Consider the following 24,605-nt stretch of genomic DNA (forward strand, 5'->3'; position numbering starts at 1 on the left):
CCTTAGAAAGGAGGTGATCCAGCCGCACCTTCCGGTACGGCTACCTTGTTACGACTTAGTCCTAATCACCGATCCCACCTTCGACGGCTCCTTCCACAAGGGTTAGGCCACCGGCTTCGGGTGTTACCGACTTTCATGACTTGACGGGCGGTGTGTACAAGGCCCGGGAACGTATTCACCGCAGCGTTGCTGATCTGCGATTACTAGCGACTCCGACTTCATGAGGTCGAGTTGCAGACCTCAATCCGAACTGAGACCGGCTTTTTGGGATTCGCTCCACCTTACGGTATCGCAGCCCTTTGTACCGGCCATTGTAGCATGCGTGAAGCCCAAGACATAAGGGGCATGATGATTTGACGTCATCCCCACCTTCCTCCGAGTTGACCCCGGCAGTCTCCTATGAGTCCCCGGCATAACCCGCTGGCAACATAGAACGAGGGTTGCGCTCGTTGCGGGACTTAACCCAACATCTCACGACACGAGCTGACGACAACCATGCACCACCTGTACACCGACCACAAGGGGGCGACCATCTCTGGCCGTTTCCGGTGTATGTCAAGCCTTGGTAAGGTTCTTCGCGTTGCATCGAATTAATCCGCATGCTCCGCCGCTTGTGCGGGCCCCCGTCAATTCCTTTGAGTTTTAGCCTTGCGGCCGTACTCCCCAGGCGGGGCGCTTAATGCGTTAGCTACGACACAGAAACCGTGGAAAGGTCCCTACATCTAGCGCCCAACGTTTACGGCATGGACTACCAGGGTATCTAATCCTGTTCGCTCCCCATGCTTTCGCTCCTCAGCGTCAGTTACGGCCCAGAGATCTGCCTTCGCCATCGGTGTTCCTCCTGATATCTGCGCATTCCACCGCTACACCAGGAATTCCAATCTCCCCTACCGCACTCTAGTCTGCCCGTACCCACTGCAAGCCCGAGGTTGAGCCTCGGGATTTCACAGCAGACGCGACAAACCGCCTACGAGCTCTTTACGCCCAATAATTCCGGACAACGCTTGCACCCTACGTATTACCGCGGCTGCTGGCACGTAGTTAGCCGGTGCTTTTTCTGCAGGTACCGTCACTTTCGCTTCTTCCCTACTAAAAGAGGTTTACAACCCGAAGGCCGTCATCCCTCACGCGGCGTTGCTGCATCAGGCTTTCGCCCATTGTGCAATATTCCCCACTGCTGCCTCCCGTAGGAGTCTGGGCCGTGTCTCAGTCCCAGTGTGGCCGGTCACCCTCTCAGGCCGGCTACCCGTCGTCGCCTTGGTGAGCCATTACCTCACCAACAAGCTGATAGGCCGCGAGTCCATCCCCAACCAAAAAATCTTTCCACCACCAGACCATGCGGCCAGTGATCATATCCAGTATTAGACGTCGTTTCCAACGCTTATCCCAGAGTCAGGGGCAGGTTACTCACGTGTTACTCACCCGTTCGCCACTAATCCACCCAGCAAGCTGGGCATCATCGTTCGACTTGCATGTGTTAAGCACGCCGCCAGCGTTCGTCCTGAGCCAGGATCAAACTCTCCGTAAAAAAATACAGACCCAACACCCCAAAAGGCATCAGACCGAGTTGATTCTGACTGTTGACTGTCTACTGACAATCTTCAATCCAAAAGGAATTGTCTCAAACCCAACCAACCCGAAGGAAGGCCAGGCACGAGGTCAATCAATAAATTGGCATTGACAATGTGCACGCTGTTGAGTTCTCAAGGACCAGACGCACTCGCTCTTCGGCTCAGGTTCGAGCTCCAGCCACGAGGCTTGTGTACTTGGCTTGCCACCGGTGTGTCGTCGGACCCGGAGGTCCTGTGGCTCATCCCCAAGGGGAGAGAGCCGGTGGGCTTGTCATCCTAGGCGTCGAAGCGATCGAGCACAAGGCCAGATCTGATCTTCAGTGGAGGATGGTCCCGCTTGAGGGCCGGCGTGCTCTGGGCTTTCGCTCCAGCCGCTCCGCCGCACCTTTGGGGTGACGAGTAGGAACTTTACGCAGGCCTGGGCGAGTGTGCCAAGCCAGGCCCGATCCCGGGCGTGTCGCGTTGTGCAACACGCGTCGCCCGGGTGCCGGCGCGATCAGGCCAGCGTCACACCGGCGAGGGTCTTCTTGCCGCGGCGGAGCACGAGGACTCCCCCGGGCAGGGCGAGGTCCGACAGCGGTGCGGTGGCGTCCTCGGCTCGGACGTTGTTCACGTACACGCCGCCCTGGTCGATCGCCCTCCTGGCTTCACCGAGGGACTTCACGAGCTCGGTCTCGACGAGTGCCCGGGCCACGTCGGCGCCGGCCTCGATGGTGACCGACCCCGGCAGCTCCGCGATCGCCGACCGCAGGGTGTCCGGGTCGAGCGCACCGAGGTCGCCGTTGCCGAACAGGGCGGCCGCAGCGTCGATCGCGGCCTGGGTGGCGTCGACCCCGTGCACGAGCGAGGTGACCTCGAATGCGAGGGTCCGCTGCGCTTCGCGTCGGAACGGTTCGTCGGCGACCGCTTGCTCGAGTCGCTCGATCTCGGCACGGGACAGGAACGTGAACTCTCGCAACCGGGCGATCACGTCGGCATCGGCCGTGTTGAGCCAGAACTGGTACAGCGCGTACGGCGACGTCATCTCGGCGTCGAGCCAGATGGCGTTGCCCTCGCTCTTGCCGAACTTCGTGCCGTCCGAGTTCGTGATCAAGGGTGTCCCGAGCGCGTGCACCGTCGCACCCTCGGCACGACGGATGAGCTCCGTCCCCGAGGTCAGGTTGCCCCACTGGTCCGAGCCACCCGTCTGCAGCGTGCAGCCGTACTGCCGGAAGAGCTCGCGGTAGTCGAGGCCCTGCAGGATCTGGTAGCTGAACTCGGTGTAGCTGATGCCCGCGTCGGAGTTCAGCCGCGCGGCGACGGCGTCCTTCTTGAGCATCGAGTTCACCCGGAAGTACTTGCCGACGTCGCGCAGGAAGTCGATGGCGGACATCGGCGACGTCCAGTCCAGGTTGTTCACCAGCCGGACGCCGTTGTCGCCGTCCGGGCTGAGGAAGCGCGACACCTGTTCCTGGAGCCGAGCAACCCATTCGGCGACGGTCTCGCGGGTGTTCAGCGTGCGCTCGGCGGTGGGACGCGGGTCGCCGATGAGCCCCGTCGATCCCCCGACGAGCGCCAGCGGCTTGTGCCCGGCGAGCTGCAACCGACGCATGGTCAGGAGCTGCAGCAGGTTGCCGCAGTGCAGCGACGGCGCCGTGGGGTCGAAGCCGCAGTAGTACGTGATCGGATCACCGTCGAGGGCCTCTTGGAGTGCGGTCTCGTCGGTCGAGACCTGCACCAGACCGCGCCAGCGCAGTTCGTCCCACACCGAGGCGAAGGTGGGGTCGTTCTGCTGGCGCGTCAGGACGTCTTGAGCGGTATCACTGGACACCCCGCCATCGTAGCGGCGGCGCACCACCGACAGCGCGCCGTCGACCGGGAGGCCCGTGGTGCGTCTGGGCCCACGCCGCCGGTTCCGGCGCGACGCGCCAGCGGCGGGCCGGCCGTGCCGGTGGGGGTCAGTCGAGGGCACCCTTGTGCCGTCGGTACGTCGAGACCGTCGGGTCGCCTGTCAACCAGAAGCGCCAGGGGTACTGTGCACCGCCGGCGATGCCGCCGACGCCGGTGCGCGGTCCGCGCGAGATGCGCGGGACCGGACCCGTCCCGCCGGGGCCGGGTGTGGTCTCGGCCAGGAGTGCCTCGATGACGCGGGCCGGCGGGGCGGAGGCGAGCCGCGCCTCCAGGCCGGGTGCCAACGTGAGCACGAACGGACCGGACCCGTCGAGCAGCGAGGTGCCGTCGTCCTGTCCGAGCACCGCGCCGAGGGCGCCACCGAGGTTGCCGGGGCCACGCGCCAACGCGACGTCGGCGACCAACGGGCCACGTCGTCCGCGTGCGGTGTCGACGCCCTCGATCACCTGCGCACCGCGGAGCAGGGAACCGGACGAGGTGCCGGCCGGTGCGCTCACGACGTTGACGCAGGTGTGGATGCCGTACGAGCGGTACGCGTACAGGGTGCCCGGCGACCCGAACAGGTGGCGGTTGCGCTCGGTCGGACCGCGGTGTCCGTGCGAACCGGGGTCGGTGGGCCCGAAGTAGGCCTCGACCTCGGTGATGCGCAGGGTCACGCCACGGCCCGCGATCGTCGCGCCGAGCAGCGCTGGTGCGATGCGCGGCGCAGGCTCGGCGAGCATCGCGAGCAGCCCCTCGGTCATCGCGTGAAGGGTGCGCCCTCGGCCAGGTCGTGGACGCGACGCGTGACGGACGCCAGCTGCTCGGCCACACGGTCCGGAGCGGTCCCGCCGACGCCCGAGCGGGACGCGACGCTGCCCTCGATCGTGAGCACGGCGCGGACCCCGGGGGTCAGGTGCTCGGAGACGGACCGGTACTCGTCGTCGGTCGGGTCGTCGAGCTCGATGCCCCGCTGTTCGCAGTACCGGACCAGCGCGCCGGACACCTCGTGCGCGTCACGGAACGGGACGCCCTGGCGGACCAGCCACTCGGCCACATCCGTCGCGAGCGAGAAGCCCTGCGGCGCGAGCTCGGCCATCCGGTCCGTGTCGAACGTGAGCGTCGCGATCATGCCGGTGAAGGCGGGCAGCAGGACCTCGAGCGTGGCGACCGAGTCGAAGACGGGCTCCTTGTCCTCCTGCAGGTCGCGGTTGTAGGCGAGCGGCAGGCCCTTCAGGGTCGCGAGCAGGCCCGTCAGGTTGCCGATCAGACGACCGGACTTGCCGCGCGCGAGCTCGGCGATGTCCGGGTTCTTCTTCTGCGGCATGATGCTCGAGCCGGTCGAGAACGCGTCGTGGAGCCGGACGAAGCCGAACTCCTTCGTGTTCCAGAGGATGACCTCTTCCGACAGACGCGAGACGTCGATGCCGATCTGCGCGAGCACGAACGCGAACTCGGCGACGACGTCGCGGGCGGCCGTGGCGTCGATCGAGTTGTCGGCCGGGCGGTCGAACCCGAGCTCCGCGGCGATCGCGGCGGGGTCGAGGCCGAGCGAACTGCCGGCGAGGGCACCGGCGCCGTACGGGCTCACGCTCGCGCGCCCCGCCCAGTCGCGGAGGCGCTCGAGGTCGCGGACCAACGGCCACGCGTGCGCCAGCAGGTGGTGCGCGAGGAGGACGGGCTGCGCGTGCTGCAGGTGCGTGCGGCCCGGCATGATCGCCGCCGGGTGCTCGTTGGCCTGCTGGGTGATCGCGTCGACCAGGTCGATCACGAGTCGGCCGATGCGCCGCCCGTGGTCGAGCATGTGCATGCGGCCGAGCGTGGCGATCTGGTCGTTGCGGCTGCGGCCGGCGCGGAGCTTGCCGCCGAGTTCCGGACCGAGGTCGGCGATGAGGAGGCGCTCGAGGGCACCGTGGACGTCCTCGTCGGACTCATCGGGCTGCAGCGTGCCGTCGGCGTGCGCGGCCTCGAGCCGGTCGAGTCCGGCGAGCATGCGCTCGAGCTCGTCCGCCGTCAGGTACCCGGCCGTGTGCAGGGCCCGGGCGTGCGCGCGGGAGCCGGCGATGTCGTACGGGGCGAGCTGCCAGTCGAAGTGCGTCGACTTCGACAGCGCTGCCAGGGCCGCACTCGGGCCGTCGGCGAAGCGGGCGCCCCAGAGGGCTCCGGTGTTGGTGGCGTCGGTCTTCTCGTCGGTCATCTCGTCCTGCGTCGTTGTCGTCGGGCCGGGTGGCGGCGGTGTGTCGTCCGCCGGGTGGCGTGCTGTCAGTTCGCCGCGTCGCGGCGGGCGGAGATCTTGCTGGGGAGCGACCAGAGTTCGATGAAGCCCTTCGAGAGGGACTGGTCGAACGTGTCGCCGGTGTCGTACGTGGCGAGGTCGAAGTCGTACAGGCTCTGCTCCGAGCGACGGCCGGTCACCGTCGCGCGACCGGCGTGCAGCTGGAGACGGACGTCGCCGGAGACGTGCTGCTGGGTGTGATCGACGAAGGCGTCGAGGCTGCGCTTCAGCCCGCCGAACCACAGGCCGTCGTAGACCAGGTCGGCCCACTCCGACTCGACACCCCGCTTGTAGCGGTTGACGTCCCGCTCGAGGGTGAGGCGCTCGAGCTCCTCATGCGCCGTGATGAGCGCGATCGCCGCCGGGGCCTCGTACACCTCACGCGACTTGATGCCGACGAGGCGGTCCTCGACGACGTCGATCCGACCGACGCCGTGCTTGCCGGCCACGGCGTTCAGCTCCTGCACGATCCGCAGCACGCTGAAGCGCTGCCCGTCGAGCGCCACCGGGACGCCGCGCTCGAACGTGATGGTCACCTCGTCCGGCTCGCGCGGGACGGCGGGGTCCTGCGTGTACGCGTACAGGTCCTCGGTCGGGGCGTTCCACGGGTCCTCGAGGAAACCCGTCTCGACCGCCCGGCCCCACACGTTCTGGTCGATCGAGTACGGCGACCGCTGTGACTGCTGGATCGGCAGGGCGTGCTGCTCGGCGTACGCGATCGCCTTGTCCCGGGTCAGGGCGAGGTCACGCACCGGTGCCACGCTCCGCAGGTCCGGGGCGATCGCCGCGACGGCGGCTTCGAACCGGACCTGGTCGTTGCCCTTGCCGGTGCAGCCGTGCGCGACGCTGTCGGCACCGAGCTGCTTCGCCGTCAGCGCGAGGTGCTTCGCGATGAGCGGGCGGCTCAGCGCCGACACCAGCGGGTAGCGCTTCTGGTACAGCGCGTTGGCCTTGAGCGCCGGCACGATGTACTCGTCGGCGTACTCGTCCTTGGCGTCGACCACGATCGACTCGACGGCCCCGCAGTCGAGCGCGCGCTGCCGGATCGCGTCGAGGTCCTCGCCGCCCTGGCCGACGTCGACCGCCAGCGCCACCACCTCTTTGCCGGTGGCGTCACGCAGCCAGCCGATCCCGACGGAGGTGTCGAGGCCGCCGGAGTAGGCGAGGACGACGCGGTCAGCCATGCGGTGCGCCTACGCGGTCGCCGCGGCGGTCGCGGCGGTCGCGGCGGTCGCAGCGGTCGCCGTCGTCGCGCCGTTCGCGGTGAGGAGCCAGGCCAGCAGCGCCTTCTGGGCGTGCAGACGGTTCTCCGCCTCGTCCCAGATGATGCTGCGCGGCCCGTCGATGACGTCGGCGGTCACCTCGAAGCCACGGTCGGCGGGCAGGCAGTGCATGAACACCGCGTCGTCGGCGGCGTGCGCCATCAGGGCGTCGTCCACGCGGTACCCCGAGAAGGTGTCGAGGCGCGACTGCTTCTCGGACTCCTTGCCCATCGACACCCAGGTGTCGGTGACCACGACGTCGGCGCCGGCGACCGCTGCCACCGGGTCGGTGACGACCAGGACGGAGCCGCCGGTCTCGGCCGAACGGTGCTCGGCGTCGGTGACGACCTGCGGGGACGGCGAGAACTCGGCGGGAGCCGCGACGCGGACGTGCATGCCCGCGGTCGCGCCGGCGAGCAGGTACGACTGCGCCATGTTGCTCGCGCCGTCACCGATGAACGCCACGGTCTGGCCCGCCAGCGTGCCGCGGTGCTCGCGGATGGTGAGCAGGTCGGCGAGCAGCTGGCACGGGTGGAAGTCGTCGGACAGCGCGTTGACGACGGGGACGGTCGTGTCGGCGGCCATCTCCTCGAGGCCGGCCTGACCGTAGGTGCGCCAGACGATCGCCGACACCATGCGCTCGAGCACGCGGGCGGTGTCCGACGGGGTCTCCTTGCCGCCGAGCTGGCTGTTCGCCGTCGAGATGATGAGCGGGCTGCCGCCCAGGTCGGAGATGCCGACGTGGAAGGACACCCGGGTGCGGGTCGACGACTTGTCGAAGATGACCGCGACGCTCTGCGGGCCGGCGAGGGGCTTCGCACCCCAGCGGTCGGCCTTCATCTGGTCGGCGATGTCGAGGATCGCGGACTGCTCGGCCTGGCTGAGGTCGTCGTCCCGGAGGAAGTGGCGGGTCATGCGGAGGTCTCCTGGGTAGCGGTGCCCTGCTCGGCAGCGACGGCCGCGAGGCTCTGGGCGAGGATCGACACGAACTCGTCGATCTCGGCGTCGGACACGATGAGCGGCGGCGCGAGGCGCAGGCTCGACTCGTTCGGGGCGTTGATGATGAGGCCACGCTCGAGGGCGGCGGCGTTGACCGCGGCCGCGATCGGGCCGGTGAGTCCGACGCCGATGAGCAGACCGGTGCCGCGGACCTCTTCGACGAGCGGTGAGCCGATGCCGGCGATGCCAGCCCGGATCCGCTCGCCCTTGATGACGGCGGCCGCGACGAGGTCGGCGCGCTCGATCTCGGCGAGGACCGCGTTCGCCACGCGGGTGCCGAGCGGGTTGCCGCCGAAGGTCGAACCGTGCTGACCGGCCGAGAACAGGTCCGACGCCCACCCGAAGGTCACGAGCGCACCGATCGGGAATCCGCCGGCGATGCCCTTGGCCACCGTGACGGCGTCGGGGGTGAAGCCGTGGCCCTGGTACGTGAACCAGTTGCCCGTCCGCCCGACGCCGGTCTGGATCTCGTCGAGGATCAGCAGCGCACCGTGCTCCTCGGTCAGCCGGCGCGCGGCGAGCAGGAATCCCTCGGGCAGGTCGACGACGCCGGCCTCGCCCTTGATCGGCTCGATGACGATCGCGGCGACCGTGTCGTCGATTGACTCCTCGAGCGCTGCAACGGTGGAGTCGATGTGCTCGACGCCCGGGATCATCGGCAGGAAGTCCTGCTGCAGCGCGGGCTTGCCGGTGAGCGCGAGCGCCCCCATCGTCCGGCCGTGGAACCCCTGCTTCAGCGCGAGGATGCGGGTCTTCTGCCCGTCGGCGCCCTTGTTCAGGCGCGCGAGCTTGAACGCGGCCTCGTTCGCCTCGGCACCGGAGTTGCCGAAGTACACCCGCCCGGCGTCGCCCGCACCGGTGATGCGCTTGAGACGCTCCGCCAGCTCGAGCTGGGGCGGCGTCGCGAAGTAGTTCGACACGTGCACGAGCTTCGCGGCCTGGTCGGCGATCGCCTCGACCAGGACGGGGTGCGCGTGGCCGAGCGAGTTCACGGCGATGCCCGCCAGGAAGTCGAGGTACTCGTTGCCCTCGACGTCCCAGACACGGCAGCCCTGTCCGCGCTCGAGCATGATCTTCGGCGGGGTCAGGGATCGCATCAGCGACGCCCCGAACCGGTCGTTCCAGGTCTCGGTCTGCGTCTCGCTGCTCACGGCTGCTGCCCCTTCTCGGTCGTGCTGGCCACGTGTTGGCCGGTGCTGGTGCTCGTCGACGGTGCTGCGACGCGTCGGCCGATCTCGGCGTGGGTCATCTGGTTCTCGGTGCGTCGGCTCGGGTCCGGGATCACCTCGGTGCCCGCACCACGCAGGGTGAAGACCTCGAGCAGGATCGAGTGCGGGATCCGGCCGTCGATGATCGTCGCCCCGCCGACCCCGCCGACCACGGCGTCGAGGCACGCGGTCATCTTCGGGATCATGCCCGACTCGAGGGACGGCAGGAGCTCGCGGAGCTCCTCGACCGCGATGAGGTCGACGAGCGAGTCGCGGTCCGGCCAGTTGCGGTACAGGCCGGGGACGTCGGTGAGCATGATGAGCTTCGACGCACGCAGCGCGATCGCCAGGGCACCCGCGGCTGCGTCGGCGTTCACGTTGAGCGCCTGGTCCGGGTGGGCGTCGTCGATCGCGATGCTCGACACCACCGGGATCCGGCCGGCCTCGATCGCGGCGAGCACCCCTGACGGGTCGACGTGGGTGATGTCACCCACGTGGCCGAGGTCGTACTCCTGCCCGTCGACGACCACACCCTTCTGCTCGCCGGTGAACAACGACCCGCCGTCGCCGAACACGCCGACGGCCAGGCCTTCGCCGTGCTCGTTCATCAGGTCGACGATCTCGCGGTTGACCTCGCCAGCCAGGACGTCGCGGACGACCGAGATCGCCTCGGTCGTGGTGACGCGGTAGCCGCCACGGAACTCGGACTCGATGCCCTGTTCCTTGAGCGCGGCCGAGATCTGCGGACCCCCGCCGTGCACGACGACGGGGTGCAGCCCGGCGTAGCGGAGGTAGACCATGTCCTCGGCGAACGCACGCTTGAGGTCCTCGTTCACCATCGCGTTGCCGCCGAACTTGACGACGACGACCTTGCCGGAGAACCGCTTGAGCCACGGCAGGGACTCGATCAGGGTCGCCGCCTTGACGGCGGCGAACTCGTGCTCTTCTTCCTTCGTGAGGGGCGTCCCGGCCCCTTCGGTGTCGTTCGCCATCAGCTGGAGTACGCGCTGTTCTCGTGCACGTAGTCGTGCGTGAGGTCGTTGGTCAGGATCGTCGCCGAGTGCGTCCCGACGCCGAGGTCGATGCGCACAAGGGTGTCCCGCGGCGTCAGGTCGACGGCGCCGCTCGGCTGGTCCGGGGCGCCGGCGTGGCAGACCCGGACACCGTTCATGCTGACGTCGACCGCGTACGGGTCGAAGTCGGCGTCGGTGGTGCCGATGGCAGCGAGGACCCGACCCCAGTTCGGGTCGTTGCCGAAGACGGCCGCCTTGAACAGGTTGTTGCGCGCCACGCTCCGGCCGACGGTGACGGCGTCGTCCTCGGTCGCTGCGTGCACGACCTCGATCGCGATGTCGTGGCTGGCGCCCTCGGCGTCCTGCTGCAGCTGGCGGGCCAGGTCGGCGCAGACCGCGGTCAGTGCTTCCTGGAAGTCGCCGACCTCGGGCGTCACCCCGCTCGCGCCCGACGACAGCAGCACGACGGTGTCGTTCGTCGACATGCAGCCGTCCGAGTCGACGCGGTCGAAGGTGATGCGGGTGGCCGCGCGGAGGGCCTGGTCGAGCTGGTCCGGGGTCTGCACGGCGTCGGTGGTGATCACGACGAGCATCGTCGCGAGCCCGGGTGCGAGCATGCCCGCACCCTTCGCCATGCCGCCGACCGTCCAGCCGTCCTCGGTCACCACGGACTGCTTCGCCCGGGTGTCGGTCGTCATGATGGCCGTGGCCGCGTCCGGGCCGCCGTCGGCGCTCAGTGCGGTGCTCGCCAGGTCGACCCCGCGCAGCACGTTGTCGCGGAACGTCTGGTCGCCGACCCCGATGAGGCCGGTGGAGCAGACGACGACGTCGCCCGCGCCGATGCCGAGGGCGTCGCCGACGGCCTCGGCGGTCAGGTGCGTGGTCTGGAAGCCGAAGGGGCCGGTGAAGCAGTTGGCGCCGCCGGAGTTCAGGACGACGGCGCGCGCGACGCCGTCACCGACGACCTGGCGGGACCAGATCACCGGGTGCGCCTGCGCGCGGTTGCTGGTGAAGACCGCGGCCACGGCCGCGTCGGGGCCGTCGTTGACGACGAGGGCCACGTCCGGCCTGCCGCTGGTCTTCAGGCCGGCGGTCACGCCGGCAGCGCGGAAACCCGCTGCCGCGGTGACGCCCTGGAGGCCCGGTTCGCCCTGGGTGGGCTTGCTCACGTCGGTGAGGTCGGTCACGGTGCGACTCCGTCCACGCTGAGGCCCAGGGTCTCCGGCAGACCCAGGGCGATGTTGGTCGACTGGACGGCGGCACCTGCCGTGCCCTTCGCGAGGTTGTCGAGTGCCGTCACGGCGACGACGCGGCCTGCGGCCTCGTCGACCGCGATGCCGACGAGCGCGGTGTTCGCGCCGATCGTGTCCGCGACCCGGGGGAACTCGCCCTCGGGCAACAGGTGCACGAACGGCTCGTCGGCGTAGGCCTGCTCCCAGGCGAGCCGCACGTCGCGGGCGCTGACACCCGGGGTGATCTTGGCCGTCGTCGTCGCGAGGATGCCCCGCGACATCGGGACGAGTACCGGCGTGAACGAGATCGTCACGTCGGCAGCACCCGCGACGACCAGGTTCTGCTGGATCTCCGGGACGTGCCGGTGCGTGCCGCCCACCGCGTAGGCGCTGGCGGAGCCCATGATCTCGGACGCCAGGTAGGTGTTGGCGAGCTTCTTGCCGGCACCGCTCGGGCCGACGCTCAGCACCGCGACGATGTCGTCCGACTCGACGAGCCCGGCCTGGATGCCCGGCTGGATGCCGAGCGTCACCGCGGTGACGTTGCACCCGGGGACCGCGATCCGCTTGGTGCCGACCAGGGCCGAACGCTGCTTGCCCTGCGACGCGATGTCCTCGACCTCGCGCCACTCGTCGGCCGAACCCGGGGTCGGGGCGGCGAGCAGGAGCTCGGGCAGGCCGTAGGTCCAGGCGCCGTGGTAGTCGCCACCGTAGAACTGCTCCCAGGCCGCGGGGTCCGTCAGACGGTGGTCCGCGCCGCAGTCCACCACCAGGGCGTCGTCGCCGAGCTCCTCGGTGATCGCCCCCGACTGACCGTGCGGCAGCGCCAGGAACACGACGTCGTGCCCTCGGAGCGTCTCGGCCGTCGTCTTCTCGAGGGTCAGGTGCGACAGCGACCGGAGGTGCGGCTGCGTCGCGATCAACGGCTGTCCGGCGTTCGAGAACGCCGTCACCGTCCTGACGTCGAACTCGGGATGGGCGGAGAGCACGCGCAGGAGCTCACCACCCGCGTAGCCGGAGGCTCCCGCCACGGCGACGGATACGGACATGGGATTCCACCTTTGGTCGGACTGGTCGTCGAGAGAGTCGGAGGCGGCGACCCCGGGCGGTGCTGATCCCGTCGTGGGTCAGTCGCGCAGGGTCGCCCCGAATCGCTCGCCGGCACGTCGGACTGCGCCGTCACGGGCCTCGGTGGCCTCGGCAGCGGTCAGCGTGCGGTCCGTGGCACGGAAGCGCAGGGCGAACGTCAGGGACTTCTGTCCCTCGTCCACGCCGGAGCCCCGGTAGTCATCCACGAGCCGAGCATACTCCAACAGGTCTCCGGCACCAGAGCGGACCGCATCCAACACGTCACCGGCCGGCACCCCGGCGTCGACGACCAGGGACAGGTCCTGCGTCGCTGCCGGGTACGACACGATCGGCGCGACCGCGACGAGGTCGGGGGCCGCAGCCACCATGGCGTCGAGGTCGAGCTCGACCACGGCCACCACGCGGGGCAGCACCGCAGCGGCGGACAGCTCCGGCAGGAGTTCGCCGGCGACGCCCACGACGGTGTCGCCCACGAACAGCGATGCCGCACGGCCCGGGTGCAGGGACGGGTGGGTGGTCTGCGCGACGCGCAGTTCCACGCCGACGGCCCACGCGACCTGGCGGGCCGCGTCGATCGCGTCGGCGATGCCGTACTGCTCGGCCGCGACGCCCGCCTGCTTGCCGACGCGGTTGCCGGTGAGCAGGGCGGACACGTGGAACGGCTGTGCGGGCAGGGACGCGTCGAGCGCCTCGAGCGTCGCGCGGTCGGGCAGCGCGGCACCGGCCGGGACCTCGTCGGTGCCGAGCGTCACGCCCGTCACCGGCAGGAACACCCGCGAGGTCTCGTAGAGCGCGACGTCGAGCAGGCCGCGCGAGACGTTCCGGCGGGCGGCGTCGACGAGGGCCGGCACACCACTGCGGCGGAGCAGGTTCTGCTCGCTGTCGAGGGCGTTGGCGAGGACGACGCTCGGGCCGCCCTCCGGGTCGATCCCCGGGTAGGCATCCTGCGTCGCGGCGGAGACGAACGGCGCCGTCACCGCTTCGACCAGACCCGCGGCGGCGAGGGCCGCGGAGACCCGGCGGCGCGCCTGCTGGTGCGGGGTGAGCCCGCGTCCGGGCGGGGCCACGGGGAGCACGCTCGGGATGCGGTCGTACCCGACGATCCGCGCGACCTCTTCGACCAAGGTGGTGTCGTCGGTCAGGTCGGGACGCCAGGTCGGCGGGGTGACGGCGAGCTGCGCGCCGTCGGCCTGCACCGTCGCGCCGATCGCACGGAGGGTGTCCACGACCTCGGCGTCGGTGTAGTCCACGCCGATGAGCTCGGCCGGCCGCGAGGTGCACATGGGGACCGTCGCACGCGGCTCGGTGTCGACGAGCGTCGAGCCGAGGGCGTCTGCCGTGCCGCCGGCGAGCTCGACGAGGAGGTCGACGGCGCGGTTCGCCGCGGCCTCGGCCACGAGCGGGTCGACGCCGCGCTCGAAGCGACGGGAGGCCTCGCTCGGCAGCTTGTGGCGGCGAGCGGTCCGCGCGATCGAGACCTGGTCGAAGCCGGCTGCCTCGATCAGGACGTCGGTCGTGCTCGCCGAGATCTCGGTGCGGGCACCGCCCATCACGCCGGCGAGCCCGACGGGGCCGTCGTCGTCGGTGATGACGAGGTCCTCGGGGTCGAGCTTCCGCACGGCGCCGTCGAGGGTCTCGAGCGTCTCGCCCGCAGCGGCACGACGGACTCCCAGGCCACCGCGCACGGTCGACAGGTCGTAGCCGTGCAGCGGCTGGCCGAGCTCGAACATGACGTAGTTCGTGATGTCGACCGGCAGCGAGATCGCGCGGACGCCTGCCAGGGCGAGACGCGACACCATCCAGGCCGGTGTCTTCGCGGTGGGGTCGATGCCACGGACGACGCGGGTGACGAAGGTGCTCGCGCCCACGCGACCACGGATCGGGGCCCGGTCGTCGATCGTCACCGAGAAGCCCTCGGCAGTGCGGGGTGCGACGCGGTCGACGGGGTCGTGGAAGCTCGCGCCGGTGCCGTGGGCGTACTCACGCGCGACACCGCGCATGCTCAGCACGTACCCGCGGTCCGGCGTGACGTTGATCTCGACCGCCGCGTCGTCGAGGCCGAGGAGCGCGATGGCGTCCTGGCCGACGTCGGGCTCCATGTCGAGGTCTGCGAAGCGCAGGATGCCCTCGTGCTCGTCGCCGAGACCGAGCTCGCGCGCCGAGGCGATCATGCCGTCGGAGACGTGTCCGTAGGTCTTGCGAGCTGCGATCGGGAACGGTCCGGGCAGCACGGCGCCGGGCAGCGTCACGACGACGAGGTCGCCCACGTCGAAGTTGTGCGCACCGCAGACGATGCCGCGGGGCTCGGGCTCGCCGACGTCCACCTGGCACCAGTTGATCGTCTTGCCGTTCTTCTGCGGTTCCGGGACGCGCTCGAGCACCCGGCCGACCACGACGGGGCCGGTCAGGTCGAAGGTGTGGACGTCCTCTTCCTCGAAGCCGACCGACACGAGCGCCGCGTGGACGTGCTCGAGGGTGACGTCCTCGGGGAGGTCGACGGACTCGCCGAGCCAGCGGAGTGGGACGCGCATCAGACCACCGTTCCGAACTGCTGCGAGAAGCGGATGTCGCCCTCGAGGAAGTCACGCATGTCGTTCAGGCCGTTGCGGAACTGCAGCGTCCGCTCGATGCCCATGCCGAAGGCGAAGCCCTGGTACTCGTCCGGGTCGATGCCGGCGGCACGCAGGACGTTCGGGTTGACCATGCCGCAGCCGCCCCACTCGACCCACCGGGCGCCACCCTTGGCGTTCGGCTGCCAGACGTCCATCTCGGCGCTGGGCTCGGTGAACGGGAAGTAGTTCGGGCGCAGGCGGATCTGCGCCTCGGCACCGAAGACCTGGCGGGCGAAGTGCTCGAGCGTGCCGCGCAGGTGCGCCATCGTCAGGCCCTTGTCGATCGCGATGCCCTCGACCTGGGTGAAGACCGGCAGGTGCGTGGCGTCGAGCTCGTCGGCGCGGTACACGCGACCCGGTGCGATGACGTAGAGCGGGAGGTCGCGGGACAGCAGCGACCGCACCTGCACGGGCGACGTGTGGGTGCGCATGACCAGGTGGCGGTCGACGGGCTCGACGAAGATCGTGTCCGCCATGGCCCTGGCCGGGTGGTCCTGGTCGAAGTTCAGGGCGTCGAAGTTGAACCACTCGTGCTCGAGCTCGGGGCCCTCCGCCACTTCCCACCCCATGCCGACGAAGATGTCCGCGACGGCTTCGTTCAGGAGTGAGAGCGGGTGGCGCGAGCCGGTCGGGCGGTGGGTCGGCAACGCGGTGACGTCGACACGCTCGGCCTCGAGCCGCGCGCGCTCTTCAGCCACGGCGAGGACCGACTCCTGCTCCGCGATCGCCGCGTTCAGCCGCCCGCGGGCCTGACCGACGAGCTTGCCGGCCGCGGCCTTCTGCTCCGGCGGGACGCTGCGCATCGACGCGTTCATCCGAGCCAGCGGCGACTGCTCACCGGTGTGCTCGGCCCTGGCCTGCTTCAGTTCGGCGACCGTCGTCGTGGCGCGGACGGCGGCGAGTGCTGCGTCCACGGCGTCGGCGACGGCCGATTCGCTGATCTCGAGAGGTTCTGACACGAGACCCAAGCCTACCGGCCGACGGGATACCACCCGCCTGCACCGGTCGGACTGTGGAGAGGAGGGGTCAGCTCCGGAGTGCGAACGCCGACTCGTACAGGCAGACCGAGGCCGCCGTCGCCAGGTTCATCGACTCCGCCTGGCCGTAGATCGGCACCTTCACCGCACGGTCGACGAGCGCGAGGTCCTCGGTGGTGAGCCCACGGGCCTCGTTGCCGAACACCCACGCGGTCGGACCGTCGAGCATGCCCTCGGCCCGGACCACCGGCAGGTCGTCGCCCGAGACGTCGGCCGCGAGCACGGTGTACCCGAGTGCCTTCGCCCGTGCGATCGTGTCGGACAGGGTCACGCCGACCGACACCGGCACGTGGAACAGCGAGCCCGTGGTCGACCGGACGACCTTCGGGTTGTACGGGTCCACTGACCGCCCGGTGAGGACCACCGCGTCGGCGCCGGCGGAGTCGGCGGCGCGGATGATCGTGCCGGCGTTCCCCGGGTCCCGTACCTCTTCGAGGATGGCGACCAGTCCCGGCAACGCGGCCGGCTCGTCGGAGTCCCCACGGGCCTCCAGGTCGACGGCAGCAGCAGCATCACCGACGCGACGGTCCGGGAAGACGTCCTTGACCGACGTCGGGAACTGCTGGCAGACGGCGACGACGCCCTGTGGCGTCACGGTGTCGGCCATCGCGTCGAGGACCTGCTCCGTCACGAACCAGGTGTCGACCGGCGCGTCGTCGAGGCCGTAGCGGGCTGCGGCAGTCGGCGTCACGTAGAGCTCGCGCAGGAGCTCCGGGGCGTACTCGAGTGCTTCACGCACCGCCTGCGGCCCCTCCAGCAGGAAGAGGCCCGTTTCGGCACGGACGTCCTTCTTCGACAGGGCCGCGACGGCCTTCACGCGTCCGGCACGGGGGTTCTCGAGGAGTTCGCTCACGACCCAAGTCTAGGAACGACGAAACCCCCGCCGTGCGGCGGGGGTTTCGCGAGCAGAAGAACTGACTACGCAGCCTTCGGGGCCGAGGTGTCGGCCGGGAGGGCCTTCTTCGCGGTCTCGACGAGCGCGGTGAAGGTCTCGGGGTTGTTCACCGCGAGGTCGGCGAGGATGCGACGGTCGACCTCGACACCGGCGAGACCCAGACCCTGGATCAGACGGTTGTAGGTCAGGCCGTTCGCACGGGACGCAGCGTTGATGCGCTGGATCCACAGGCGACGGAACTCGCCCTTCTTCGCGTGACGGTCGCGGTACGCGTAGACCAGGGAGTGGGTGACCTGCTCCTTGGCCTTGCGGTACAGACGCGAACGCTGGCCGCGGTAACCCTCGGCGCGCTCGAGGATGACGCGGCGCTTCTTGGCGGCGTTGACCGCTCTCTTTACTCGTGCCATTGCACTATTCCTTTACGATCCGGGGGCTCAGTGGCCGAGGAGCTTCTTGACGTTCTTCGCGTCTGCCTTGGAGAGGACCTGGTCCTCGTTCAGGCGGGCCTTGCGCTTGGAGCTCTTGACCTCGAGGTTGTGACGCATACCGGCCTGCTGCTTCATGACCTTGCCGGTACCGGTGATCTTGAAGCGCTTCTTCGACCCGGAGTGGGTCTTCTGCTTGGGCATGGTGGTGCCTTTCCGTGGGATGGATGGGAGCCGCGTCGTTGCGGGGTCGGTCTGGGTGACCTACTCGGCGGGAGCGTCGCTCTTCGCCGGTGCCGTGTCCTGCGCGGGAGCCTCGGCCGGGGCGTCGGTCTCCGAGTGGTCCTTCGCAGCGTGCTCGGTGGCACGACGCTCGGCCTTCTGTGCAGCGCGCTTCGCGTTCTGCTCGCCCTTGACGTCGGACTTGTTCTTCAGGGGGGCGATGATCATCGTCATGTTGCGGCCGTCCTGGGTGGGACGGGACTCGACGACGCCGAACTCGGCGATCTCCTCCGCGAACTTGTGGAGGAGACGGACACCCTGCTCCGGACGCGACTGCTCGCGGCCACGGAAGAGGATCATCGCCTTCACCTTGTCGCCACCGAGGAGGAACCCCTCGGCGCGCTTGCGCTTCGTCTCGTAGTCGTGCACGTCGATCTTCAGGCGGAAACGGACCTCTTTCAGGTCCGTGTTCACCTGGTTGCGACGGGCTTCCTTGGCCTTCTGAGCGGCTTCGTACTTGAACTTGCCGTAGTCCATGATCTTGGCCACGGGCGGCTTCGAGTTCGGCGCGACCTCGACCAGATCCAGTTCGGCTTCCTGCGCGAGGCGCAGTGCCATGGCGATCGGGACAACGCCGACCTGCTCACCCTGCGGGCCGACGAGTCGGACTTCGGGAACGCGGATTCGGTCGTTGGTACGGGGATCGGTGATGCGGAGCTCCTTCAATCAGGTGGTGGTCGTCCGGGACGTTTGCCCTGGACGACAGCACGAGAGAGGAGATCTGACGCACGGATCGGAACCCGTTCGGCAGCCGCCCTGCGTCGGATCCGTGGACCCGACCGACGCGTGCACCCAGTTGCTGTGCACTCGTGGAGCGGTGGTGACCCGGTAGCCTGGTGGAACGCGGCCGCGGGTGGGAGAGACTCCTCTTTCGTGACACCGTCCCAGCGCTTCAGGAGAACCTGATGGCACACGGACAGCATCTGCCGCGAGCGAGTCTAGCAGAGGAGCACCGTGACCGACACCCCGATCGACGACGACGGCAGCGGCATCGATGCCGCCAGGGACATCTCGGAGGTGCCGGCCGTCGAACTCATCAACACCGTGGCCGTGCACCTGCTCAGTGCCGCCGCCGTGAAGGTCGGCCTGGCCGACGACCCCCAGGAGCAGACCGACCTGGACGAAGCGCGCAAGCTCATCACCGCACTGGCCGGACTGGTCACCGCGGCGGCGACCGAGATCGGCGACCACCACGCGCGTCCGCTGCGCGACGGGCTGCGCTCGGTGCAGCTCGCGTTCCGCGAGGCGTCGGCGATCCCGGACGCACCGGGCGCCGGACCGGGCGAGAAGTACACCGGCCCCGTCAACTGACGGCTGGCGGCTGACGCACGACGGGCACTGTCCGTCACGGCGTTCGACGGGAGGCCCGTGGCGGGATCGCCACGGGCCTCCCGTCCGCCTTCGGGTGCGCGGTCAGGACGCGCTTCGGCCGACCAGGCGCGTGACGGCCGCGAGCGGGATGCCGACCCAGTCGGGTCGGTTCCGGGCCTCGTAGACGACCTCGTAGACGGCCTTGTCGAGCTCGAACGCATCGAGGAGCTCGCGGTGCGCTCGGAGGTCGGCGCCGGTCCCCCGCTGGTACCCGTCGAGGAACCGCACGCGTGCCTCGTCCGCCCAGGCCGCTGCGTCGACCGGATCCGCGTCGTGCGCCAGGGCTCCGGCGACGTAGTCGAACGACCGGAGCATGCCGGCCACGTCACGGAGCGTGACGTCCGGCAACGAGCGTTCGGCCAGGGGACGGAGCGGCTCCCCCTCGAAGTCGAGGAAGACCCAGCCGCGCGGCTCGGGGGCGGCGAGCACCTGGCCGAGGTGCAGGTCGCCGTGGATGCGCTGCAGGTCCGGCCAAGGCGTCGCCGTGGCACGGGCGTAGACCGCTCGGATCGCGTCCGCGTGCTCGGCGACGGCCGGGGCCTCGCGCGCGGCCGTGTCGAGCCGCTCGTGCATCGTCGCGACCGCTGCGTCTCGTCGGGCCTCGTCGGCGGGTTCGGACGGCAGCGCCTCGGCGAGGGTGCGGTGGACGTCGGCCAGCGCCGCACCGAGCTGCTCGGCCCGGTCTCCGAAGGGTGTGCCGGCGTGTGCTTCCTCGAGCGCCACGCGCCAGGCGTCCTCGAGGCCGGGGAGGAACTCCTGCGCGAACGCGAGGTGGCCGGTCGCCGTGCCGCTGCCCTGCCCGACGTCGGGCCAGCTGCTCCGCAACGCGCCGTAGACCAGGGGGACGCGTGCACTGCCGGCGGCGGACAACGCGAGCTGCGTCGTGACGTCGGGGTTGTCGCCGTGGTGCAGGACGCGGAACACCTTGATGATGACCCGGGCGCCGGACTCGGTGTCGCAGATGACCGAGGTGTTGGACTGCTCGCCGGTCAGGACGCGCGCACCGGTGACCCGGCCGATGGGGCGCAGGCTCTGCGGGTCGGCGTCGATGCGTGCGGCGAGCGCCGTGATCCACGCGTGGTCGGTGGTGGCGTCGGCGATGGTGCCGTCGGGGCCGCTGACCACGGGTGACTGGTAGAGGACCGGAGCCGCGGGTGCTGCGGGGGCTTCGTCGAGGACGAGTCGGGTGCCGTCGGCGGTGGAGAGGGTGCGGAGGCGCGGCACGGACCCCTTCGACGCGTACCACCGGCGGTCGCCGATCCAGGACTCGAGGTCGTGGTCGCTCGGGGCGGTGGCGCTCGGGGGTGCGGTCTCGCGGGTGTCGGGTGCGGTGTCGCTGGGGTGGCGGGCTCCGTCGCTCATGCAGCGGACCGTACGCGCCGAGTGCTGGCGAGGTGCCGAGTCCGTCACTCATCCCTGCACAGCTCGCGGTTCTGAGCGGTCCGTCCACAGAACACGCCTGCGCTCGGACCGCACGGGCACAGTCGGACGACACTTGCGGACATGCCGAGTCAGCACCCCGCCCCCGACACCGCCCGCACCGATCCCCGCCGGAGCTGGCGGATCCCCGACGACCGCCGACTGCCGGCACTCGAGCCCCTCGCATCCGCCGTCGAACGGCACGAGCCCGTGACGCTCCGCGAGACCGTGTGGGACTCCGCGGAGCGTGTGCTCGCGGCCGAAGGGGTGACGCTCACCCGCGCCCAGGACGGTTCCTGGAGCCTCGACCACGGCGACGGCCCGGAACCGGTGGGCACGGACCTCGATCGACCGGACGGCGAGCAGCCCCCGCGTGACGGGGTCGAGGTGTTCCTGCGCGGGCGGGCGGTGGCGACGGTCCGCATCCGGGACACCACGACGACGCTCGTGACCCTGCGCGGCAAGGACGGTCGGGTGCGGGCCGAGATCGCCGACGTCCGGGTGGACGAAGGTGACCCGGACAGCACCGTGCTGCGGTCCGCACGGTGGTGGGCCCTGTCGGACGACGGGCGGGACGGCACCACGGCACGGGCCGCGGAGCGAGCGCTGGACGACGCGGCCACCGAGCCGCCGTCGACCTCGGCGGTCGCGGTCGCGTCCGCTCCCGTGCTCACCCCGGAGCGGCGCGGCAACCGGGCGAAGCGACCACGTTCGGGCACCGCTGCGGCGTTCGTCCTGCGGGTCCTCGAGTCGCTGCGCGCCGACCTCGTCGCGGTCGACCCCCGAGTCCGCGCCGACGACCACGAGTCGGTGCACGACTTCCGGAAGGTGGTCCGTCGGCTGCGGAGCGTGCTCGCGGCGTACCGCGGGGCGCTCGACCGTGAGGCAACCGAGGCACTGCGGGCCGCACTTGCCGAGGCCGGACGCGTCGCCGGTGTCGCCCGCGATGCCGAGGTCTTGCACGGCGGGCTGTTCCGGTCGGCGGCGCGGGCCCCCGACGGCTTCGTCGACGCGCCCACGCTGGACCGGATCGGCGAGCAGGCGGCGGCACTCCGCAGCGCGGCCGCAGCGGAACTCCGCCAGGCCCTGCGCTCGGACGACTGGTTCCGCACCCTCGACGCGCTCGACCAGCTGCTGCTCCGCGCCCCGGCCGGACCGCACGCCGACGACGCCGCCGCTGCCTTCGTCGCGCAGCGCATTGACCGCGAGCGCACTCGGGTCCGACGACTGGTCGACGGTGGGGCAGCCGGTCTCGACGTCCTGCACGAGATCCGGAAGGCGGCACGGCGCCTGCGGTACGCGCTGCAGGCAGCCGGTGACGTCGCCGATCTCGGGAAGCGGCGGCTCGGTCGGCTGCGGCGGGTGCAGGAGACGCTCGGTGACGCCCTCGACGCGGCCCACGCGGCGGAGGCCTACCGGCGGCTGTCCGGGCCCGCGGCTCGGGACGGGGCCGACACCTTCGGGTACGGGGCGCTGGCGACGGCCGAGCATGCGGTGTTCGAGCGGGGGCTGCGACGATCGCGGAAGGTGCTCGCCCGGCTGTGAGCGCGGCTCGGCGGGCTGCTCGTCGCGCTGCTCTGCGAGAATCGCAGACGTGCCCCACTACCTCGAGGACCTCGCCGCCGGACAGACCTTCACGACCCCGGGTCGCACGATCACCGAGGCGGACGTCGTGTCCTTCGCCTCGTGGACGAACGACAACAACCAGGTGCACACCGACGTGGAGTTCGCCGGCAAGACCCGGTACGGCCAGCGGATCGTGCACGGGCTGCTCGGCACCTCGCTCTGCCTGGGGCTGATCGCACGGACCGGGGTGTTCGAGGGGTCGGCCGTGGCACTGCTCGGGATCGACCAGTGGCGGTTCACCGAGCCGGTGTTCATCGGCGACACCGTGACCTGCGAGGTCGAGATCCTGTCAACGCGCCTGACGAGCTCCGGCAGGACCGGCATCGTCGAGCGGACGGTCTCGTTGCGGAACCAGCGCGGCGACGTGGTGCAGCAGGGACGCATGGACGTGATGGTCCTGACGCGCGACGCCGCGATCGCCTGACGTCGCCCCCGAGCACCCACCGGATTCTCCGGACGGCAATCGTTGCGACGCTCTTTACAACGATGTACCCGCGCGGGAGTATCGACTCATGAGCACGCTCGACGGCACCGTGGCCGCACCTGACACCGCATCCGCTCCCGCACTCCCCCTCGCCTCGCGGCAGGACGGCACGTACCCCCGGCCGCAGATGCTCCGCACCGCGTGGGCCGACCTCGACGGCACGTGGTCCTTCCGGAACGACGGCGACGACACCGACTGGCGCGCCGGGTTCCCCGACGCCCGCGACATCGTCGTGCCGTTCCCGCCCGAGTCCGTCGCCTCGGGCATCGACGAGCCCGGCTTCCACCCCGTGGTCTGGTACTCCCGCGCGATCACCCGCGCCGACCTCGAGGCAGCCGGACACGACACCGCCGCACCCCGACTCGTCCTGCACTTCGGCGCCGTCGACTACCGCGCCCGCGTCTGGATCGACGGCCAGTTCATCGGCGAGCACGAGGGCGGTCACACGCCGTTCTCGTTCGACGTGACCGACGCCCTCGCCACCGACCCCGACGCCGACCACACCCTGGTCGTCCGCGCCGAGGACGACCCGCACGACCTGACCCAGCCCCGCGGCAAGCAGGACTGGCACGAGGACCCGCACGCCATCTGGTACCGCCGCACCACGGGCATCTGGCAGACCGTGTGGCTCGAAGCCGTGCCGACCGCCTCGATCGGGTACCTGCGCTGGACGAACGTCGACCACGCCACCGTCCGCCTGACGGTCCGGATCGCGGGAGACCGCACCGGCGGCGAGCGCCTGCGCGTCGTCGCCCGGTGGGACGAGCGCGACGAGCACCTCGCCACCGTCGAGGCCACGCTCGGCGACACCTCGGACGAGTTCGACGTGGTCGTGCCGATCGCGCGCCAGACGAACGGGCAGGCCGAGGACGAACTGCACTGGACCCCGGACGCCCCGCGCCTGGTCGACGCCACGGTCTCGCTGCTCCCCCGTACCGGCGCAACGCCGATCGACTCCGTCGCGTCCTACTTCGGACTCCGCACCGTCGGCGTCGACGGCGGCACCTTCCTGCTGAACGGCCGCAGCTACGACGTCCGCAGCGTCCTGAACCAGGGCTACTGGCCGGACTCGCACATCGCCGCACCGTCACGCGAGGCGCTGCGCCGCGAGGTCGAGCTCATCAAGGAGCTCGGCTTCAACGCCGCCCGCAACCACCAGAAGATCGAGGACCCCCGGTTCCTGTACTGGGCGGACCGACTCGGCATCCTGGTCTGGGGCGAGGCCCCCGGCGCCTACGCCTTCTCGCCGCGAGCCGTCCAGCGCCTGATGCGCGAGTGGATGGACGCCGTCGAGCGCGATGCCTCGCACCCGTCGATCGTCACGTGGGTGCCGGCGAACGAGAGCTGGGGCGTGCAGCACATCGCCACCGACCCGGCGCAGCAGGCCTACGCCCGGTCCCTGGCCGACGTCACGCGGGCGATCGACCCGACGCGTCCGGTGATCTCGAACGACGGATGGGAGCACACCAACTCCGACATCGTCACGGTCCACGACTACGAGGGTGCCGGCGATGCCCTCGCCAAGACCTACTCGGACGACGACGCCCGCACGGCACTGTTCGCCCACTTCGGCCCGGCGGACCGCTGGGTGCTCGTCGGTGGCGCGCAGGACCTCGGCCAGCCGGTGATGCTCACCGAGTTCGGTGGCGTGAACTACCAGCCCGGTGCACAGCGCGAGGACGGCTGGGGTTACACCTCGGCCAGCGACGGCGACGACTGGGTCACCCGCATCACGGCGCTGTACGACGCGATCCGGGCGAGCTCGTTCCTGGCTGGCTCCTGCTACACGCAGCTGACCGACACCATGCAGGAGACGAACGGCCTGCTGAACGCCGACCGCTCCCCGAAGGTCCCGATCGAGCAGATCCGCCTGGCGGTCACCGGTCGCTAGCCGGGAGGCCCGCACTTCGTGAGCAGCAATGGTCGGGTCCGGCAG

The 24,605-nt window shown here is 70.2% G+C and carries 20 protein-coding genes and 1 rRNA gene; 4 read left to right on the forward strand and 17 right to left on the reverse strand.

Annotation, left to right across the window (positions count from 1 at the left end):
• Positions 1-6: 6 nt before the first annotated feature.
• The 16 genes from DEJ14_RS15885 to infC all read right to left on the reverse strand — a co-directional run bounded on the left by DEJ14_RS15885 (position 7) and on the right by infC (position 18,435).
• Positions 7-1,528, reverse strand: a 16S ribosomal RNA gene (locus DEJ14_RS15885).
• A gap of 539 nt (positions 1,529-2,067) precedes the next feature.
• On the reverse strand, positions 2,068-3,381 hold the full coding sequence (tyrS, locus tag DEJ14_RS15890) for a tyrosine--tRNA ligase (RefSeq protein WP_111086275.1): 1,314 nt from the start codon (positions 3,379-3,381) through the stop codon (positions 2,068-2,070).
• A gap of 127 nt (positions 3,382-3,508) precedes the next feature.
• Complete coding sequence (locus DEJ14_RS15895; RefSeq protein ID WP_111086276.1) at positions 3,509-4,204, reverse strand: DNA-3-methyladenine glycosylase; 696 nt, start codon at positions 4,202-4,204, stop codon at positions 3,509-3,511.
• Positions 4,201-5,637: an argininosuccinate lyase gene (gene argH, locus DEJ14_RS15900; protein WP_111086277.1), complete on the reverse strand. Its 1,437-nt coding sequence runs from the start codon at positions 5,635-5,637 to the stop codon at positions 4,201-4,203. Before argH ends, DEJ14_RS15895 begins: the two co-directional genes overlap by 4 nt.
• Positions 5,638-5,702: 65 nt before the next feature.
• Entirely contained in the window at positions 5,703-6,899 is a 1,197-nt protein-coding gene (locus DEJ14_RS15905) for an argininosuccinate synthase (protein ID WP_111086278.1), read from the reverse strand.
• Positions 6,900-6,908: 9 nt separating this feature from the next.
• Positions 6,909-7,892 (reverse strand): ornithine carbamoyltransferase, encoded by a 984-nt coding sequence (argF, locus tag DEJ14_RS15910; protein WP_258373340.1) that lies wholly within the window; start codon positions 7,890-7,892, stop codon positions 6,909-6,911.
• The gene (locus DEJ14_RS15915) at positions 7,889-9,073 is read right to left on the reverse strand and encodes an acetylornithine transaminase (RefSeq protein ID WP_502868836.1); all 1,185 of its coding nucleotides are present in this window, start codon (positions 9,071-9,073) and stop codon (positions 7,889-7,891) included. Before DEJ14_RS15915 ends, argF begins: the two co-directional genes overlap by 4 nt.
• Before the next feature lie 50 nt (positions 9,074-9,123).
• Positions 9,124-10,176 (reverse strand): acetylglutamate kinase, encoded by a 1,053-nt coding sequence (gene argB / locus DEJ14_RS15920; protein ID WP_111086280.1) that lies wholly within the window; start codon positions 10,174-10,176, stop codon positions 9,124-9,126.
• Positions 10,176-11,384 carry a bifunctional glutamate N-acetyltransferase/amino-acid acetyltransferase ArgJ gene (gene argJ, locus DEJ14_RS15925; protein WP_258373341.1) on the reverse strand — a complete coding sequence of 403 codons (1,209 nt, stop codon included), beginning with the start codon at positions 11,382-11,384 and terminating at the stop codon, positions 10,176-10,178. Before argJ ends, argB begins: the two co-directional genes overlap by 1 nt.
• Entirely contained in the window at positions 11,381-12,478 is a 1,098-nt protein-coding gene (locus DEJ14_RS15930; protein ID WP_111086281.1) for an N-acetyl-gamma-glutamyl-phosphate reductase, read from the reverse strand. The genes argJ and DEJ14_RS15930 overlap by 4 nt, the downstream gene beginning before the upstream one ends.
• Before the next feature lie 78 nt (positions 12,479-12,556).
• On the reverse strand, positions 12,557-15,049 hold the full coding sequence (gene pheT, locus DEJ14_RS15935) for a phenylalanine--tRNA ligase subunit beta (RefSeq protein WP_111086282.1): 2,493 nt from the start codon (positions 15,047-15,049) through the stop codon (positions 12,557-12,559).
• Positions 15,049-16,089 (reverse strand): phenylalanine--tRNA ligase subunit alpha, encoded by a 1,041-nt coding sequence (gene pheS / locus DEJ14_RS15940; protein WP_111086283.1) that lies wholly within the window; start codon positions 16,087-16,089, stop codon positions 15,049-15,051. The genes pheT and pheS overlap by 1 nt, the downstream gene beginning before the upstream one ends.
• A 67-nt stretch (positions 16,090-16,156) precedes the next feature.
• Positions 16,157-17,020 carry a TrmH family RNA methyltransferase gene (locus DEJ14_RS15945; protein ID WP_111086284.1) on the reverse strand — a complete coding sequence of 288 codons (864 nt, stop codon included), beginning with the start codon at positions 17,018-17,020 and terminating at the stop codon, positions 16,157-16,159.
• Positions 17,021-17,085: 65 nt separating this feature from the next.
• Positions 17,086-17,469: a 50S ribosomal protein L20 gene (gene rplT / locus DEJ14_RS15950; RefSeq protein WP_111086285.1), complete on the reverse strand. Its 384-nt coding sequence runs from the start codon at positions 17,467-17,469 to the stop codon at positions 17,086-17,088.
• Between the two features lie 27 nt (positions 17,470-17,496).
• Entirely contained in the window at positions 17,497-17,691 is a 195-nt protein-coding gene (gene rpmI / locus DEJ14_RS15955) for a 50S ribosomal protein L35 (protein ID WP_111086286.1), read from the reverse strand.
• 60 nt (positions 17,692-17,751) lie between these two features.
• A complete protein-coding gene (infC, locus tag DEJ14_RS15960) occupies positions 17,752-18,435 on the reverse strand; it encodes a translation initiation factor IF-3 (protein ID WP_111086287.1) in 684 nt (227 codons plus the stop codon).
• Between the two features lie 288 nt (positions 18,436-18,723).
• Between infC and DEJ14_RS15965 the strand changes: the two genes are divergently transcribed.
• Positions 18,724-19,080: a DUF1844 domain-containing protein gene (locus DEJ14_RS15965; RefSeq protein ID WP_173170823.1), complete on the forward strand. Its 357-nt coding sequence runs from the start codon at positions 18,724-18,726 to the stop codon at positions 19,078-19,080.
• A 102-nt stretch (positions 19,081-19,182) separates the two neighbouring features.
• On the opposite strand, the gene DEJ14_RS15970 is transcribed toward DEJ14_RS15965, so the two are convergent.
• Complete coding sequence (locus DEJ14_RS15970; protein WP_111086288.1) at positions 19,183-20,502, reverse strand: phosphotransferase; 1,320 nt, start codon at positions 20,500-20,502, stop codon at positions 19,183-19,185.
• 141 nt (positions 20,503-20,643) lie between these two features.
• Between DEJ14_RS15970 and DEJ14_RS15975 the strand changes: the two genes are divergently transcribed.
• From DEJ14_RS15975 to DEJ14_RS15985, 3 genes are all read left to right on the forward strand, one after another.
• Entirely contained in the window at positions 20,644-22,104 is a 1,461-nt protein-coding gene (locus DEJ14_RS15975) for a CHAD domain-containing protein (protein WP_111086289.1), read from the forward strand.
• 49 nt (positions 22,105-22,153) lie between these two features.
• Entirely contained in the window at positions 22,154-22,609 is a 456-nt protein-coding gene (locus DEJ14_RS15980) for a MaoC/PaaZ C-terminal domain-containing protein (RefSeq protein WP_111086290.1), read from the forward strand.
• Positions 22,610-22,697: 88 nt separating this feature from the next.
• Positions 22,698-24,560 carry a glycoside hydrolase family 2 protein gene (locus tag DEJ14_RS15985; protein WP_111086291.1) on the forward strand — a complete coding sequence of 621 codons (1,863 nt, stop codon included), beginning with the start codon at positions 22,698-22,700 and terminating at the stop codon, positions 24,558-24,560.
• Positions 24,561-24,605 lie beyond the last annotated feature (45 nt).

The sequence above is a fragment of the Curtobacterium sp. MCJR17_020 genome (genome assembly GCF_003234365.2).
In the GTDB taxonomy this organism is placed as follows: Bacteria; Actinomycetota; Actinomycetes; order Actinomycetales; family Microbacteriaceae; genus Curtobacterium.